A 15,085-nucleotide genomic window follows, 5' to 3' on the forward strand; every position below is an offset into this window, starting at 1 on the left:
TCGGCGCTGACATTAGGCAACGCCACCGATGAGTTCCAGCGGATATTGTTGCAGCTCAGTCCTGTTTTTCAAAGGCTTTGCACGGATCTTCGCGTTCGACCGCAGGGCTGTCGATAACCACATCAAAGTCACCTTCGATGTCGCCATCTTCGGATTGCCCCAACACAAAAACCTTCAGACCCGGTCGCATACGAGACAGAAAAGTGGGAATACCGCGATCTTTGCGTGCATGCCCATTGCCGGTGATTACGGCAACCGGCCCTTCGGTGTCGTCAATCGCTGTCAGGATAGCGCGTGTCAGGACCGCATCCCGCAGCCGCTGAATCGCAACCATCTGAGGCAGCGCCTCTTCGGGGATTGCATTGCAATGAGCCGCCAGTTGATCCGCTTCACGGGCGGCCTGATCTTCGGCGGCCAGTGGCACCGTCAATCCGTAGCGCGCAGCATCCGCCCCCAGAGCAGTGGCTGCACCACGTTCCATCGCCGCCCGAGCAGCCTTGCGCGGAACCATTGCGCCATACACTGGTGCTTCGCTTGCCTGAAACACCGGGTAATACATGCTGAGCGGTGGCCAGCCGGATTCAACCCAGCGCAGGATTCGCGAAAGCTCTTCGGGATCGGAAACGGCTTTTTGAGCAAGGCGCTGCGCACCTTCCTCCGTCACCATTTCCCAGACCACAGCCGAAGGATCAATCACTTCGATCGCTTCGGCCTGGATATAATGGTGCTGTGGATTGTCGTGAATTTCACCCAGAATAATAACATCTGCTGACTGCATCCGCTCGCGCACGTCGTCGGGCAGGTATTCGTCAGCAAGCCCCTGAGGAGCAAAGTTAAAATTCAGAATTGCGGCGGTGGCAAGAATCGCAAGATGTCTCATGCGAAGAAGTGTTGCACCTCACGGGATTGCGCTTCAAGGTTCTTGCGCATTTTGATGAAGGCTGCCGCCTCAAGCTGTCGTACGCGCTCTTTGGACAGACCAAGTTCCTGCCCCAAACTCTCCAGCGTGCGCGCCGGTTCACGTAGTTTGCGTTCACGAACGATGAACCGCTCGCGATCGTTCAGAGCCTGCATCGCTGTCACCAGCCATTCACGCAACTGTTGGGTATCATGGCTGTGTTCAACAGCTTCGGCTGCCTGCTCCCGATCATCTTCAAGCGCATCAATCCATTCGCGCCCGTCCTCATCGGTCGATTGCACCGCGTTGAGAGAGAAATCAGAGCCAGAAAGGCGCCCTTCCATCATCTCGACATCCCGCAGTGGCACCCCAATCTCAGCCGCAATCATCTGGTGTAATTGGTGGCGATCCAACTCAAGCCCATCTGTTGCGGCTTCCCGCTCCAGTCGCGCCTGGACGCGCCGCATATTGAAAAACAGGGATTTCTGGGAAGAGGTCGAACCGGTCCGCACCATCGACCAGTTCCGCATGACATAGTCCTGGATGCTCGCCTTGATCCACCAGACGGCATAGGTCGAAAACCGAACCCCACGATCCGGATCGAACTTGTCGGCAGCCTTCATCAATCCCAAACCAGCTTCCTGAATGAGATCGTTCATCGGCGCACCGTAGCGTTTGAACTTCGCCGCCATCGATATCGCTAAGCGCATATAGGCTGTGATCAAACGATGAAGCGCCTGTTCGTCGCGATCATCTCTCCACGCGTAGGCGAGCCGCAATTCTGTTTCTGCGTCCAGCAATTCGGCCTTCATGGCCCTACGGGACATCGAAAAGTCACTTGGGTTATCCAGTGCCATGCATCTCTCCCTTGTTTGCTGGCGCGGGCCGGTCTTGCTTTGACGTTTTGGTGTCGATACGCAGGGCAAAACCGGGTGGATCACCAGAAAGGTAATAAAAGTGCATCCCAATTTAACCTTTGTTCTAGGCGGCGCAGCATCGGGAAAATCCGCTTTTGCCGAACAACTGGTTGTTTCAACGGATAAAAACCGGGTTTACGTCGCGACATCACAAGTGTTTGATGATGAGATGCGCCAAAAAATTAGGCAGCATATTGCACAACGCGGCGCGGGGTGGACGACAATTGAGGCCCCGTTTGACCTGAAGCCTGCGCTTGCGGACCTGAGTCGGGATCAGATTTGCCTTGTCGATTGTGCCACCATGTGGCTGAGCAATCACTTGCTCGCTGAGAATGACATCGCTCAGGCCCAGGCTGAATTTCTTGATGATCTGCGTACCTGCCCGGCGCAAATCGTCATCGTTTCGAATGAGGTAGGTCACGGGGTCGTCCCGGATAACGCACTGGCCCGCAGGTTTCGCGAGGCGCAGGGGCGTTTGAATATCGCACTGGCTGCGCAGGCAGATCTGGTTGTACAGGTCACTGCCGGGTTGCCACTGGTTTTGAAAGGTCAGCTTCCGTGACACGTCTGCACCTCGTCCGACACGGCCCGACGCATGCCAAAACAATGGTAGGCTGGTCGGATATTCCTGCCGATCTGAGCGATCATGCCGCTATTGCAAGGCTTCAGGCTCATCTGCCGACTGGAGGCATTGTTTTGTCCTCAGATCTTTCTCGCGCTGCTGACACCGCCAGCGCAATAGCAGGGACACGCCGCCGGTTGCCGCATCATCCGGACCTGAGAGAGATTAACTTTGGAACCTGGGAACTGCGGCCTTTTGCGGATATCGAGGCCGAGGATCCTGAACTGGCTTTTGCCTACTGGGATAATCCGGGCGAGGTGCGCCCACCCGAAGGTGAAAGCTGGAATCAGGTCCGTGCAAGGGTTGATGCGGTGATCGACGGGCTGATTGCCGAACATACCGGATCTGACCTGATCGTTGTTGCACATTTCGGCGTCATACTCACGCAGGTACAGCGTGCGTTGGCACTTGATGCCCAACAGGCGTTCTCGCATCGTATCGACAATTTGTCTGTCACCGAAATCACGGATCATGGCGACAGGTGGTCTGTGGAACGGATCAATCACATTCCGTGATAAAACTCCGCACAAATAACCGATTTACGAATGATATATGATCCGACATCGTCGGGGCATGACTTATGATCTATTTATCGGGGACAGGCTGTTTTCCAGCTGGTCCATGCGCGGATGGCTGATGCTGGAGAAGTTTGGCCTTCCCTATAAAACCCATATTATTGGCCTCTATTCCGGGACTATGGACGAGGATATGAAACCCCTCGCCCCGGCCCGTCTGGTACCGGCATTGCGCTTGCCGGACGGAACAGTTGTTGGTGAAAGCCTGGCCATGGCCGAAACACTGGCTGAACGTCATCCAGATGCAGGGCTTTGGCCCAAAGATGCCGCCGCACGCGCAACTGCAAGATGGTTATGTTCCGAAATGGTTTCCGGCTTCACTTCCCTGCGAAGCGAATGCCCGATGCAACTTTTGCATTGCTGGGAAGGCTTTGTGCCATCAGCGGGCACATTGGCAGATCTCGAAAGAATCGAAACGCTGTGGGATCACGCTCGCAAGGTTTCCGGCGCATCATCCGGGCCGCTGTTTGGCGAATATTCTCTGGCCGATGTGTTTTATACCCCTGTTGCAGCCCGGATCATCGGATATGGGCTACCGGTATCTGACAAGAACCGTGACTATTGTCTGGGACTGCTCTCGGATACACCGGTCAGGCAGTGGAGAGCGATGGGTTTGACCGTGCAGTATGATCCGTTTCCCTACGCTCAGGAGCTGCGCTCCAAGCCATGGCCGGTTGGCGGTGCCTCCAAGGCAAAACCTCTGGAGGCTGGCCCCTCGATCAATGCGAATTGTCCGTATTCGGGCAAACCCGTCTCCGACTACCTGGAACTCGATGGAAATCGTTGGGGGTTTTGTAATCCGTTCTGCAGGGACAAAACAGTGGCCGACCCGGAAGCCTGGCCAAAATTCATGGCACTGATCAATTGATCCGCGTCGTTAACACTTCCTAAACCGCGGCCATGGCAGCAACGACCTGTTAACCAAGAACAGGACAGCCATGGTCGCCCGAGCTCATACCGTTGCCTTTCAGGGTGTCGATGCCCGACCGGTCGAGGTCCAATGCGCCGTTTCGCCCGGTCTTCCTGCGTTTTCAATTGTCGGCCTGCCGGACAAAGCTGTGTCCGAGGCCCGTGACCGAGTGCGCAGTGCGCTCAGTTCGATGGCGATCGCACTCCCTTCAAAACGGATAACGATCAACCTGTCCCCTGCCGATCTGCCAAAAGAGGGCAGCCATTTCGACCTGCCGATTGCTGTCGCCTTGCTGTCGGCACTGGAAATCATCCCAGCCGATGCTGCCGAAGGTGCCGTGGCACTTGGGGAGCTGTCGCTGGATGGTTCTTTGGTTCCCGTGGTTGGTGCCTTGCCTGCGGCCATGACCGCCGCAGCCGAAGATCGAACGCTTCTATGTCCTCGCGCCTCAAGCGCCGAGGCGGCATGGGTTGATGCGACACAGGTAATTGGAGCCGGTTCCCTTGGGGATGTGGTCCGGCATTTCTCTGGCCAGTCACCTTTACCTATCGCCCAGCCCGGCGAGGTAAACCTGACGCCCAGCGCCCGCGATCTGCGCGACGTCAAGGGTCAGGAGCGTGCCAAACGAGCGATGGAGATTGCCGCAGCCGGGCGCCATCACCTCATCATGATCGGCACGCCCGGATCAGGCAAATCCATGTTAGCAGCCCGATTGCCGGGAATACTTCCTCCTCTTACGCCTGTTGAGGCGCTTGAAACTTCGATGATTCAATCCCTGTGTGGATTACTGGATGAAGGTGGCATCAGCCGAACACGTCCATTTCGAGAGCCGCACCATACAGCTTCGATGGCAGCCATTGTGGGCGGTGGGAAGGGCGCGAAACCCGGCGAGATTTCCCTTGCCCACAATGGCGTACTGTTCATGGATGAATTTCCGGAATTCCCGCGAACAGTTCTGGAAACTCTGCGCCAGCCCATCGAGACCGGTGAGGTCATGGTGGCGCGCGCCAATGCCCATGTAAAATACCCCTGCCGGTTTATGCTGGTTGCGGCCGCAAACCCATGCAAATGCGGATATCTGACCGATCCGTCTCGCGCCTGCTCGCGCGCACCCGGCTGCGGGGAAGATTATCTTGGACGCATCTCGGGGCCGCTCATGGATCGCTTTGACTTGCGGCTCGAGGTGCCACCTGTCGGTTTCACAGACCTTGACCTGCCCCCATCCGGCGACAGCTCCGAAATCGTTGCCGCCCGGGTTGAAAAAGCCCGGTTGGTACAAGCTGATCGCTATCAGGGAACTGCCACGCGTCAGAATGCAGATGTGGAAGGAAATCTTTTGGAAGAGATCGCCGCGCCGGATGCAGAAGGTAAAGATCTGCTGCTGAAGGCGGCCGAGCGATTCGGCCTTTCAGCCCGCGCCTTTCACCGCATTCTTCGGGTCGCCCGGACAATTGCTGATCTCGAAGGTGCGCCACATGTCAGACGCCCGCATGTGGCCGAGGCGCTGAGCTTTCGCATCAGCGCCAAAGTCGCTGCTTAAATCTTAGCCTCAATCGCTTCCCAGATCTTCTGAGCAACGTTGACGCCGTTAAAGCGTTCAAGCTCCTGAATACCGGTTGGGGAGGTCACGTTGATTTCAGTCAGGTAGTCGCCAATCACATCGATCCCGACAAACACCTGCCCCTTTTCTTTCAGCAACGACCCGATGGTGGCGCAGATCTCCAAATCACGCTCTGTCAGGCCGATTTTTTCGGGTCGACCGCCGACATGCATATTCGAACGTGTCTCACCCTCGGCAGGGACGCGGTTGATGGCACCGACCGGCTCGCCATCCACCAAAATCACGCGCTTGTCGCCGTTGCTGACGTCCGGCAGGAACTTCTGGACGATCAGAGGCTCTCGTGAAAACCCGGTGAACAATTCATGCAGCGAGGTCAGGTTGCGATCGTTTGCATCCAGCCGGAACACACCCGCACCACCATTGCCATAAAGCGGCTTCAGGATGACATCGCCATGTTTTTCTTTGAAGGCTTTGATGGTCTGAAGATCTCGCGCGATGGTCGTTGGCGGCGTCAATTCCGGAAAATCCAGCACCAGCAGTTTTTCCGGGTAGTTACGGACCCAGAACGGATCATTCACCACCAACGCCTGCCCTTTCAGCCGATCCAGCAAGTGGGTCGATGTGATGTAGTGCATATCGAACGGCGGATCCTGCCGCAGCCAAACCACATCGAAATCCGCAAGATCAACCTCGCGTTCCGAACTCAACACAGCCGGATCACCAGCGACACGCTGCACCGTCATGTCCTGACCACGTGCGGTAATACGCCCTTCCTGATAAGCCAGTTGATCCGGGCTGTAAAAGAACAGCTCATGCCCGCGTGCCTGTGCCTCTTCGGCCAGACGGAACGAACTGTCGGCGTTGATATCCACGGCCCCGATCGGGTCCATCTGAAAGGCGATCTTCATGGCTTATCCCTCAATTCCACGCTCGATACATGGCGCAGAGGGACGAAGGGTTCAATGGTGATCAGGCCTGACCAAACGCGTTTTCGATAATTTGAAGCTCACCAAAAGCATTCACCAACGCCGCATCAAAACGTGCATTGGCCAAATGTCCCCGAGGCTGCTGATCAAGATATTGCGCGGCCGAGGCGCAAATGCGGTCCATCTGACGACGGCTGATCCGGGCAGCGGCTGCATCAAAACTTGAGCTTTTCTTTACTTCGACAAAAACAAATCCATCCGCATTTCGTACGATCAGATCAATCTCGCCACCGGCGCCACGCCAGCGGCGCTCTGCAATGTGATAACCACGACGCTCATAGTCTGATGCAACGAAATATTCGGCTGATTGCCCTGCGTGATATGAAACAGAGCTACGAACCGATCGTCGCATGAACTCATCCTTTTCCCAGCTTCAGCGCCTTTTGATAGATCGGTCTGCGCGGGAGGTTGTACATCTCTGAAATAAGATCGGCAGCGTCCCGAACCGAATGCGTCTCCAAGGCTTTGATCAAAGCCTCTTCTACGTCGGATTCCTTAACAGATTGCGAATGAGAGCGATCAACAAGCAGGACTATTTCACCTTTGACGGTTTTGGACTGATACTCCTCAGCCAATTCCCCAAGTGTCCCTCGGCGCACTTCCTCGAATTTCTTGGTCAGCTCGCGGCACAAAGCGGCCTGACGATCTGATCCCAACACGTCGGCAAGATCCGCCAGGCTGCTGGAGATGCGTTTGGGAGATTCGTAGAACACCAGCGTTCCCGGAATGTCGCGTAGCGTTTCAATTCTCGTCCGCCGCGCACCTGAGGCATTAGGCAGGAACCCAGCAAAAAAGAACGCGTCTGTCGGCAACCCTGCCAGTGTCAGCGCAGCCAGAGCGGCAGAGGGCCCGGGCGCACATGTCACCGCATGACCCGCTTCAGCGGCCTGACGGCCCAGATCATAGCCCGGATCGGCAATAAGTGGCATGCCAGCTTCGGAGGCGTAGGCAACTGATTTTCCCTGCTCAAGCGCTTCGAGGATTTTGCCACGCGCACCCGCTCCGCTGTGATCGTGATAGGCAAGAATACGACGCCCATCCAGCGGAACACCGTGTATTTCCATCAACCTGCGCAGGCTGCGAGTGTCCTCGGCTGCAATGACATCAGCCGACGCCAGTACATCCAATGCCCTGAGCGTGATGTCACGCGCCGTTCCGATCGGAGTGGCAACAAAGTACAGGCCAGCAGCCAATCTGATCTTTTGGAAATTCAAAGCTGGACCCTCGCAGCATGACGTTTATTATCGCGGCTCAACAGAATAGCAGCATTCTAAGCCGCTGGATCAGGGAGTTTTCATTTAGATGTTTACCGTTTGCAAGCCCGTACGCAAGCTGGCGAAATCCGCCGCTGTATTAGCTACCGCGGCGTTTCTGGCCGCATGTGAGCCGGGGGCAATCGGCGGCGGCCCGTCGATCAATACCTCCAAACCTGTTCCGGTCGCATTGCTGGTTCCGAAAGGGTCGGCGCAGTCGGGTGATGCAGCGCTGGCACAAAGCCTTGAAAACGCAGCCCGGCTAGCGATGGCGGATCTGAAGAACGTACAGATCGACCTGCGGGTCTATGACACTGCTGGCAATGCGAGTACCGCATCGGCAGTTGCACAGCAGGCGGTATCCGACGGGGCCAAGATCATCATCGGGCCGGTATATGCACAGGCTGCAAACGCCGCCGGACTTGCCGTTCTGAACAACAAAGTCAACGTTCTGTCCTTTTCGAACAATACCAGCATTGCAGGCGGCAATGTCTTTGTCCTTGGGCCCACATTCGATAACACCGCCAGCCGTCTGGTGAACTTTGCCGGCAGCCGCGGCAAAACCGGAATGGTCATCGTCCACAGCAATGATGCTGCCGGTCAGTTGGGACAGTCGGCCATTTCAACTGCATTGAGCAGCAGCCGCGTCAACAATGCGGGTACGGTCGGATATGATCGTTCACAGCAAGGTGTCATCAACTCGGTACCCACCATCAAGGCAACCGTTGATTCTTCGGGCGCGGATTCGATTTTCCTGACGGCGACGACTGCTGGTGCTCTGCCCCTGTTTACCCAATTGCTGCCCGAATCCGGTGTGTCGCCCGCGACAACACAATTTATCGGGCTGACCCGCTGGGATATCCCGCCCCAAACGCTGGAACTGCCCGGAGTTCAGGGTGGCTGGTTTGCCCTGCCCGACCCGGCAAAGGCACAAGCTTACAGGCAGCGCTATAACGCCACCTACGGTACTGCGCCGCATCCAATCAGCGGCCTTGCCTATGACGGAATTGCTGCAATCGGCGCATTGGTCAGCCAGGGCAAATCCGACGCTTTGACAGCCTCGGCCCTGACACAGAATGCTGGTTTCCAAGGCGTTGGCGGCATCTTCCGCCTGCGTCCGAACGGTACGAATGAACGCGGTCTGGCAGTGGCCACGATCCAGAACAAACAGGTGGTTGTGATTGACCCTGCCCCACAAAGCTTCACTGGCGCCGGCTTCTGATCGACCGGCGCAGGTACGATTGCCAACCGGCGAACTTATCTGCCCGGCGAACGATATATTCGACAGTGACAGGGTAAGCACCCTGTTGTCGGAAGCGTTCGAGAAAGACCTCGACACTGCATCGATGCGCAATGAAACAGTGCGCATCCTGCGTGACGTGCAAAAGACCGGGCGCAAGGCGATTGCCGAGGCATTTGCCAAGCGTCCGTTTGAGGCGCGTGCGCTTACCCGCTCGTATACCTATCTGACAGACGGGCTGGTCTGCACGGCGATGAAAATTGCCAGCGAGTATCTGCATCCTCTGGCGACTCCGACACGTGGCGAAAAGATCGCCGTGCTGGCGGTTGGAGGGTACGGGCGCGGAGAGATGGCGCCATCCTCGGATGTCGATCTGTTGTTCCTGACCCCGTACAAAATCACGGCCTGGGCCGAGAGCGTGATTGAGTCCATGCTCTACATGCTCTGGGATTTGCGACTTAAGGTCGGCCATTCATCGCGCACGATCAAAGACTGCCTTCGGTTGGGAACGGATGACTTCACCATCCGGACAGCGATGCTGGAACAGCGTTATCTGGCCGGAGATGAGGATCTGGCAAAGGAGCTTGATCGTCAGCTCAAAGCCGATCTTTTCAAGGGATCTGAGCAGGAGTTCATCGAAGCAAAACTGCAGGAACGAGATGAGCGTCACCTCAAACAGGGTGAACGTTATATGGTCGAGCCCAATGTGAAAGAGGGCAAGGGAGGCCTGCGCGACCTCCAGTCGCTCTATTGGATCGCCAAATATATCTATGGCGTTCAGGATGTCGCGGAATTGGTGCCGCTGGGTCTGTTTACACCGGAAGAGTTCAATACCTTTGTTCAGGCAGAAGAGTTTCTGTGGGCCGTCCGCTCGCACCTGCATCTGGTCACAGGACGTGCCACAGAACAGCTGACATTCGATCTGCAGGTCGAGGTCGCAGACCGCATGGGTTACGAGGACCGCGCCGGTCGCCGGGCTGTCGAAGTGTTCATGCAGCGCTATTTTCGCGAAGCCACCCGCGTGGGTGAACTGACCCGGATCTTTCTGACAAAGCTGGAAGCTTCACATATGAAAAGCCCGGCACTGTTGGAGCGTATCTTTCGCAGACGCCCACGGGTTAAGCCCGGTTACAGGATCGTGCACGGTCGGTTGGATGTCGCTGATCCGGACAAATTTCTATCCGACAAGATGAACCTTCTGCGCCTGTTCGAAGAAGGTTTGCGAACCGGGATGCTGATCCATCCGGATGCAATGCGGCTGGTCACAGCCAATCTGAATCTGATCGATGACGAAATGCGTAATGACAAAGAGGCTCAGCGCATCTTCCTCGATCTGATGTTGAAGCACGGTAACCCGGAACGTGCCTTGCGGCGAATGAATGAACTGGGCGTGCTGTCAGCGTTTCTCCCGGAATTCGAGCACATTGTCGCGATGATGCAGTTCAACATGTATCACAGCTACACCGTCGACGAGCATACGATCCAATGCATCATCAACCTAGCACAAATCGAACGCGGCGAACTGATTGAGGAACTTCCGCTCGCGTCATCAATCCTTGAAGGTGACGTCAGCCGGCGCGTTTTGTATGTGGCCTTGCTTTTGCATGACATCGCCAAAGGACGGCCAGAGGACCATTCAATCCTCGGAGCCAAAATCGCCCGCAAGGTTGCGCCGCGACTAGGCCTGAACAAATCCGAGGCCGAGACTGTCGAGTGGCTGGTACGCTATCATCTGCTGATGTCAGATATGGCGCAGAAACGGGATATCTCGGATCCAAGAACAGTGCGCGATTTTGCCAAGGCCGTGAAAACGGTCAAACGGCTGGATTTGCTGACCGTGCTGACTGTCTGCGACATCCGGGGTGTGGGACCGAATACTTGGAACAACTGGAAGGCCACACTGCTGCGGGCGCTCCATGCCGAAACCAAGCGCGCGCTGGAAACGGGAATGGAAGACCTCAACCGGGCCAATCGCGGTGCAGAAGCCAAGAAAGCACTACGAGCCGAGCTTGAGGACTGGTCCAAAACTGATCTCAAGGCCGAAACCTCGCGTCACTATGATCCCTACTGGCAAGGCCTGAACCTTGCGACACATGTCGAGTTCGCCGAGATGTTGCGCGTTCTGGAGCACAGTGGTGATCCGGGTTCGATGGAAATCCGCCTGCATCCTGATGAAGATCGCGACGCCACCCGTGCCTGTTTCGCGATGGGCGATCATCCTGGTATCTTTGCGCGGATTTCCGGTGCGCTGGCATTGGTCGGGGCAAATGTCGTTGATGCGCGCAGCTACACAACCAAAGACGGATATGTGACCGACGCGTTCTGGATTCAGGATGCAGAAGGTCATCCGTTCGAGGCGGATCGCCTGCCACGCCTGACCCAGATGATCCACAAAACCCTCAAGGGTGAGGTCGTGGCTCGCGACGCCCTGAAATCCCGCGACAAGATCAAGAAGCGTGAAAAGGCATTCAACGTGCCGACCCATATCACGTTTGATAACGACGGCTCTGAAATCTACACGATCATCGAAGTTGATACCCGTGACAGGCCCGGTCTGCTGTATGATCTGACGCGGACACTCGCGGCTGCGAATGTCTATATCGCCAATGCCGTGATCGCCACCTATGGCGAGCAGGTTGTCGACACTTTCTACGTCAAGGATATGTTCGGTCTGAAATACCATTCCGAAAGCAAACAGCGCGGTCTTGAGGCCAAGTTGCGCAAGGCGATCACCGAAGGTGCGGAGCGCGCTGCCTCATGAAGCAGATCCGGTTGTTTTCGGGCCTCTTCACGGTCGGCTTTTGGACCCTGACCAGCCGTATTCTGGGCTTTCTCAGGGAAATCCTGCTGAATGCCTATATCGGACCGGGACCGGTGATGGATGCTTTTGTCGCCGCGTTTCGTCTACCAAACATGTTCCGCCGCTTCTTTGCTGAAGGTGCATTTAACGCAGCTTTCGTACCCATGTTTTCGAAACGTTTGGAGGGAGGGGCAGATGCGCAGGGCTTTGCGCAAGACGCCTTTAACCTTCTGTCAGCCGCCGTTCTGGCTCTGGTCGGGTTGGCAATGGTTTTCATGCCCGGGCTGGTATGGCTGGTGGCCGACGGGTTTTCGGATGATGGGCGCTTCGATCTTGCGGTCGACTATGGGTACATTGTGTTTCCGTACATTCTGTTCATGTCCCTGGCGGCTTTGTTTTCCGGTGTTCTCAATGCGACCGGCCGCTTTGCTGCAGCTGCCGCAGCGCCGGTTCTGCTCAACATATTTGCATGCGCGGCCATGATCACAGGTGCGGTTTTGGGAGGCGAGATCATTCGATGGCTGCTTGTCGTTATTCCAATCGCAGGCGTTGCACAGCTAAGCTTGGTTTGGTTCGCAACTGAACGCGCTGGCTTTCGCATCCGCCCTGGCCTGCCCAAGTTGAGCCCCGATATGCGTCACATGGTTCGCGTGGCGGTTCCGGCAGCTCTGGCCATGGGGGTGACGCAGGTCAATCTGGTGGTCGGGCAACGCGTCGCGTCGCAGACTGACAAAGCTATAAGCTGGTTGTTCAGTGCCGACCGGCTGTACCAGCTACCGCTCGGTGTGGTTGGCATTGCTGTCGGCATCGTTCTGCTGCCCGATTTATCGCGCCGGTTGCGTGCCGATGACAAAGAAGGGGCGCGAAACGCGTTCTCTCGGGCCGGTGAGTTCACATTGTTGCTGACCATTCCTTCAACGGTAGCGTTTGTGATTATCCCAAACCCACTGGTTTCGGTCCTGTTTGAACGCGGTCAGTTCAGCGCGGAAGACACTGCCGCCACTGCGCTTGCCGTGGCTATCTATGGCATCGGCCTGCCCGCATTCATGCTGCAAAAACTACTGCAGCCTTTGTTCTTTGCTCGGGAGGATACGAAATCTCCGTTTCACTACGCCCTGGTTGCCATGGTCGTGAACGCAGCGCTTGCCTTCGGTCTCTATCCGCTTATCGGCTGGATCGCTCCGGCCATCGCTGCGTCTGTCGCTGGGTGGGCCATGGTTGCCTTGCTGGCTATCGGCGCGCGAAAAATGGGGGAAGAAGCCCGTTTTGACGACCGGTTCAAACGACGGGCATGGCGGATCATAGCAGCCTCATTGGGGATGGGAGCGGTTCTTTATACAGCAATCCATTTCTTTGGTTGGACGCTGGAACTATCGGGCTGGCGTTACCTTGCACTGATCTTGCTGATCAAGATCGCGGCGGCCTCGTATTTCTTCCTTGGCCACCTGCTGGGCGCTTTCGAAATCTCTGAGTTCAAGCGCGCCCTACGCCGGTCATAAGCTATCAGTCCCGACGGATTCGGCTGACAATACGCGCCCAGCCCCCCGGGGCCAGAAAGAAAGACAGGCCAAAACCGGTGGCAAATCCACCTAGGTCGGCCACCCAATCCGATGTGCCGCCAAAGATCAGTCCAAACAGCAACTGAATGCCCATCAAAACTGCGATCAACTGGAAGGCACGCGATTGGTTTTCTCCGACCAGAGACAGTTTGCGCCACAAGAGCCAGGTAAATGCACCGATCAGACCATAGACCGGTGGGAACCCACCAATCAGCGGGTGGCTTGGGTTAAGAAGCAGAGCATAAACCAGTGCGCCTCCGGTACCGGACAGAACAAAGATCAACAACATAGCAATGCTGCCAAACACTTCGGCAACCATCTTGCCCATCGCCAGAATAAAGACGCAGACAAAAATTGCCTGGGTAAAGGTTCCTGAAACAAAAGGATACGTTACCAAACGCTTGAGGCTATCTATGCGCCAGTCGCCGGTTTCCAGCATTCGATCAAACTGACCTGCAAAGAACGAGTAGCTGTCTATTGCGTGTAGTCGCCACCCGACGGCATCTGGTCCGCCGACCAATCCTCGGCTGCCCAGCGTGAACGCCAATTCAATGCCCATGACAAACAGCACCAGTGCCATCACGACGGGGGGCAGAGGATTAACTGCAGGTGTATAATGCTCACTGCTCATTGGGCTTTACCTTTGCGGCTGTTGACGTCCCTTGGCCTCATGGGTAAGCGACGGGGACTGATTTTTCCAGACGGGAGTTCCCTTCGATGACCGAGACCCAATTCACGCCACGCGTGTTTTCCGGCATCCAGCCTTCGGGAAACCTGCACCTTGGCAACTACCTTGGTGCGCTCAAGCGCTTTGTGGATATGCAGGGCCCAGAGATGGAGACCGTGTATTGCATGGTCGACCTGCACGCGATCACCGTCTGGCAAGACCCCAAGGAACTGGCCCACTCGACGCGAGAATTGTGCGCCGGCTTTATTGCGGCGGGGATCGACCCTGAGCAGTCTATCTTGTTCAACCAAAGCCAGGTGCCCGAACACGCTCAGCTGGCCTGGGTGTTCAACTGCGTCGCGCGTATGGGCTGGATGCAGCGCATGACCCAATGGAAGGATAAAGCAGGCAAGAACCAGCAAAACGCTTCGCTGGGCCTGTTCGCCTACCCGTCCCTCATGGCTGCGGACATCCTGACCTATCACGCGACTCACGTGCCAGTCGGCGATGACCAGAAACAGCATCTCGAGCTGACCCGTGACATTGCGATCAAGTTCAACAATGACTTTGGCGTCGATTTCTTTCCGATCACCGAGCCGGTGATCGAAGGAGCCGCGACGCGGGTCATGAGCCTGCGCGACGGTTCGAAAAAGATGTCGAAATCCGACCCGTCCGACATGAGCCGGATCAATATGACGGATGATGCCGAAGCGATCGCCAAGAAAATCCGCAAGGCCAAGACAGATCCTGATGCTCTGCCCTCAGAAATCGACGGATTGGAAGAGCGTCCCGAGGCTCGCAACCTAGTCAACATCTATGCCGCACTCAGCGATCAATCGGTGGAGCAGGTTCTGGCTCAGGTTGGCGGCAAGCAGTTTGGAGAGTTCAAGCCGATGCTTGCTGATCTGGCAGTTGAAAAGCTGTCTCCGATCTCGACCGAGATGGCACGTCTGATGGGAGATCAGGCAGAGATCGACCGCATTTTGGCACGTGGCGCGGAACGCGCGCGAGAGATCGCAGCCCCGATCCTGCGCGACACCTACGAGATCATCGGAATGGTGGGCGCAGGTAAATCCTGAGTTCGCTCAACAAAACAA

Annotated in this window: 14 protein-coding genes; 8 read left to right on the plus strand and 6 right to left on the minus strand. The window is 56.4% G+C overall.

Annotation, left to right across the window (positions count from 1 at the left end; translation table 11 throughout):
* Positions 1–55: 55 nt before the first annotated feature.
* A complete protein-coding gene (locus tag ACR0IO_RS10205) occupies positions 56–880 on the minus strand; it encodes a ChaN family lipoprotein (RefSeq protein WP_480741366.1) in 825 nt (274 codons plus the stop codon).
* A complete protein-coding gene (locus tag ACR0IO_RS10210) occupies positions 877–1,755 on the minus strand; it encodes an RNA polymerase factor sigma-32 (protein WP_155149932.1) in 879 nt (292 codons plus the stop codon). The genes ACR0IO_RS10205 and ACR0IO_RS10210 overlap by 4 nt, the downstream gene beginning before the upstream one ends.
* A gap of 100 nt (positions 1,756–1,855) precedes the next feature.
* Between ACR0IO_RS10210 and cobU the strand changes: the two genes are divergently transcribed.
* The 4 genes from cobU (at position 1,856) to ACR0IO_RS10230 (ending at position 5,462) form a co-directional block, all read left to right on the plus strand.
* The gene (gene cobU, locus ACR0IO_RS10215; protein WP_480741367.1) at positions 1,856–2,377 is read left to right on the plus strand and encodes a bifunctional adenosylcobinamide kinase/adenosylcobinamide-phosphate guanylyltransferase; all 522 of its coding nucleotides are present in this window, start codon (positions 1,856–1,858) and stop codon (positions 2,375–2,377) included.
* Entirely contained in the window at positions 2,374–2,952 is a 579-nt protein-coding gene (locus ACR0IO_RS10220; RefSeq protein WP_480741370.1) for a histidine phosphatase family protein, read from the plus strand. The genes cobU and ACR0IO_RS10220 overlap by 4 nt, the downstream gene beginning before the upstream one ends.
* Positions 2,953–3,010: 58 nt before the next feature.
* Positions 3,011–3,880 (plus strand): glutathione S-transferase N-terminal domain-containing protein, encoded by an 870-nt coding sequence (locus ACR0IO_RS10225; RefSeq protein WP_480741373.1) that lies wholly within the window; start codon positions 3,011–3,013, stop codon positions 3,878–3,880.
* Positions 3,881–3,950: 70 nt separating this feature from the next.
* Positions 3,951–5,462 carry a YifB family Mg chelatase-like AAA ATPase gene (locus ACR0IO_RS10230; RefSeq protein ID WP_480741376.1) on the plus strand — a complete coding sequence of 504 codons (1,512 nt, stop codon included), beginning with the start codon at positions 3,951–3,953 and terminating at the stop codon, positions 5,460–5,462.
* Here ACR0IO_RS10230 and gshB read toward each other — a convergent pair.
* The 3 genes from gshB to rsmI all read right to left on the minus strand — a co-directional run bounded on the left by gshB (position 5,459) and on the right by rsmI (position 7,683).
* Entirely contained in the window at positions 5,459–6,391 is a 933-nt protein-coding gene (gene gshB, locus ACR0IO_RS10235) for a glutathione synthase (RefSeq protein WP_480741378.1), read from the minus strand. The two genes, ACR0IO_RS10230 and gshB, sit on opposite strands and share 4 nt — an antisense overlap.
* A 61-nt stretch (positions 6,392–6,452) precedes the next feature.
* Positions 6,453–6,821, minus strand: a complete 369-nt coding sequence (locus ACR0IO_RS10240; RefSeq protein WP_480741380.1) for a YraN family protein — start codon at positions 6,819–6,821, stop codon at positions 6,453–6,455.
* A gap of 4 nt (positions 6,822–6,825) precedes the next feature.
* Positions 6,826–7,683, minus strand: a complete 858-nt coding sequence (rsmI, locus tag ACR0IO_RS10245) for a 16S rRNA (cytidine(1402)-2'-O)-methyltransferase (RefSeq protein WP_480741381.1) — start codon at positions 7,681–7,683, stop codon at positions 6,826–6,828.
* An 88-nt stretch (positions 7,684–7,771) separates the two neighbouring features.
* On the opposite strand from rsmI, the gene ACR0IO_RS10250 reads away from it, so the two are divergent.
* From ACR0IO_RS10250 to murJ, 3 genes are read left to right on the plus strand one after another with little or no spacing between them, the layout of a single operon-like run.
* Positions 7,772–8,944: a penicillin-binding protein activator gene (locus ACR0IO_RS10250; RefSeq protein WP_155149921.1), complete on the plus strand. Its 1,173-nt coding sequence runs from the start codon at positions 7,772–7,774 to the stop codon at positions 8,942–8,944.
* On the plus strand, positions 8,904–11,723 hold the full coding sequence (locus ACR0IO_RS10255; RefSeq protein ID WP_480741383.1) for a [protein-PII] uridylyltransferase: 2,820 nt from the start codon (positions 8,904–8,906) through the stop codon (positions 11,721–11,723). Before ACR0IO_RS10250 ends, ACR0IO_RS10255 begins: the two co-directional genes overlap by 41 nt.
* Positions 11,720–13,261 carry a murein biosynthesis integral membrane protein MurJ gene (gene murJ / locus ACR0IO_RS10260; protein WP_480741385.1) on the plus strand — a complete coding sequence of 514 codons (1,542 nt, stop codon included), beginning with the start codon at positions 11,720–11,722 and terminating at the stop codon, positions 13,259–13,261. Before ACR0IO_RS10255 ends, murJ begins: the two co-directional genes overlap by 4 nt.
* A gap of 4 nt (positions 13,262–13,265) precedes the next feature.
* Here murJ and ACR0IO_RS10265 read toward each other — a convergent pair whose 3' ends face one another.
* Complete coding sequence (locus ACR0IO_RS10265; protein WP_480741387.1) at positions 13,266–13,952, minus strand: rhomboid family intramembrane serine protease; 687 nt, start codon at positions 13,950–13,952, stop codon at positions 13,266–13,268.
* An 86-nt stretch (positions 13,953–14,038) separates the two neighbouring features.
* Between ACR0IO_RS10265 and trpS the strand changes: the two genes are divergently transcribed.
* On the plus strand, positions 14,039–15,067 hold the full coding sequence (trpS, locus tag ACR0IO_RS10270) for a tryptophan--tRNA ligase (protein ID WP_170332325.1): 1,029 nt from the start codon (positions 14,039–14,041) through the stop codon (positions 15,065–15,067).
* Positions 15,068–15,085 lie beyond the last annotated feature (18 nt).

Source organism: Ruegeria sp. CE12 (genome assembly GCF_056537525.1).

Coding starts and splice junctions, on each gene's coding strand:
- ACR0IO_RS10230 (WP_480741376.1), top strand. CDS start 3,951: ATGGTCGCCCGAGCTCATACCGTTGCCTTTCAGGGTGTCGATGCCCGA.
- ACR0IO_RS10210 (WP_155149932.1), bottom strand. CDS start 1,755: ATGGCACTGGATAACCCAAGTGACTTTTCGATGTCCCGTAGGGCCATG.
- trpS (WP_170332325.1), top strand. CDS start 14,039: ATGACCGAGACCCAATTCACGCCACGCGTGTTTTCCGGCATCCAGCCT.
- ACR0IO_RS10265 (WP_480741387.1), bottom strand. CDS start 13,952: ATGAGCAGTGAGCATTATACACCTGCAGTTAATCCTCTGCCCCCCGTC.
- ACR0IO_RS10250 (WP_155149921.1), top strand. CDS start 7,772: ATGTTTACCGTTTGCAAGCCCGTACGCAAGCTGGCGAAATCCGCCGCT.
- murJ (WP_480741385.1), top strand. CDS start 11,720: ATGAAGCAGATCCGGTTGTTTTCGGGCCTCTTCACGGTCGGCTTTTGG.
- gshB (WP_480741378.1), bottom strand. CDS start 6,391: ATGAAGATCGCCTTTCAGATGGACCCGATCGGGGCCGTGGATATCAAC.
- ACR0IO_RS10240 (WP_480741380.1), bottom strand. CDS start 6,821: ATGCGACGATCGGTTCGTAGCTCTGTTTCATATCACGCAGGGCAATCA.
- ACR0IO_RS10205 (WP_480741366.1), bottom strand. CDS start 880: ATGAGACATCTTGCGATTCTTGCCACCGCCGCAATTCTGAATTTTAAC.
- ACR0IO_RS10225 (WP_480741373.1), top strand. CDS start 3,011: ATGACTTATGATCTATTTATCGGGGACAGGCTGTTTTCCAGCTGGTCC.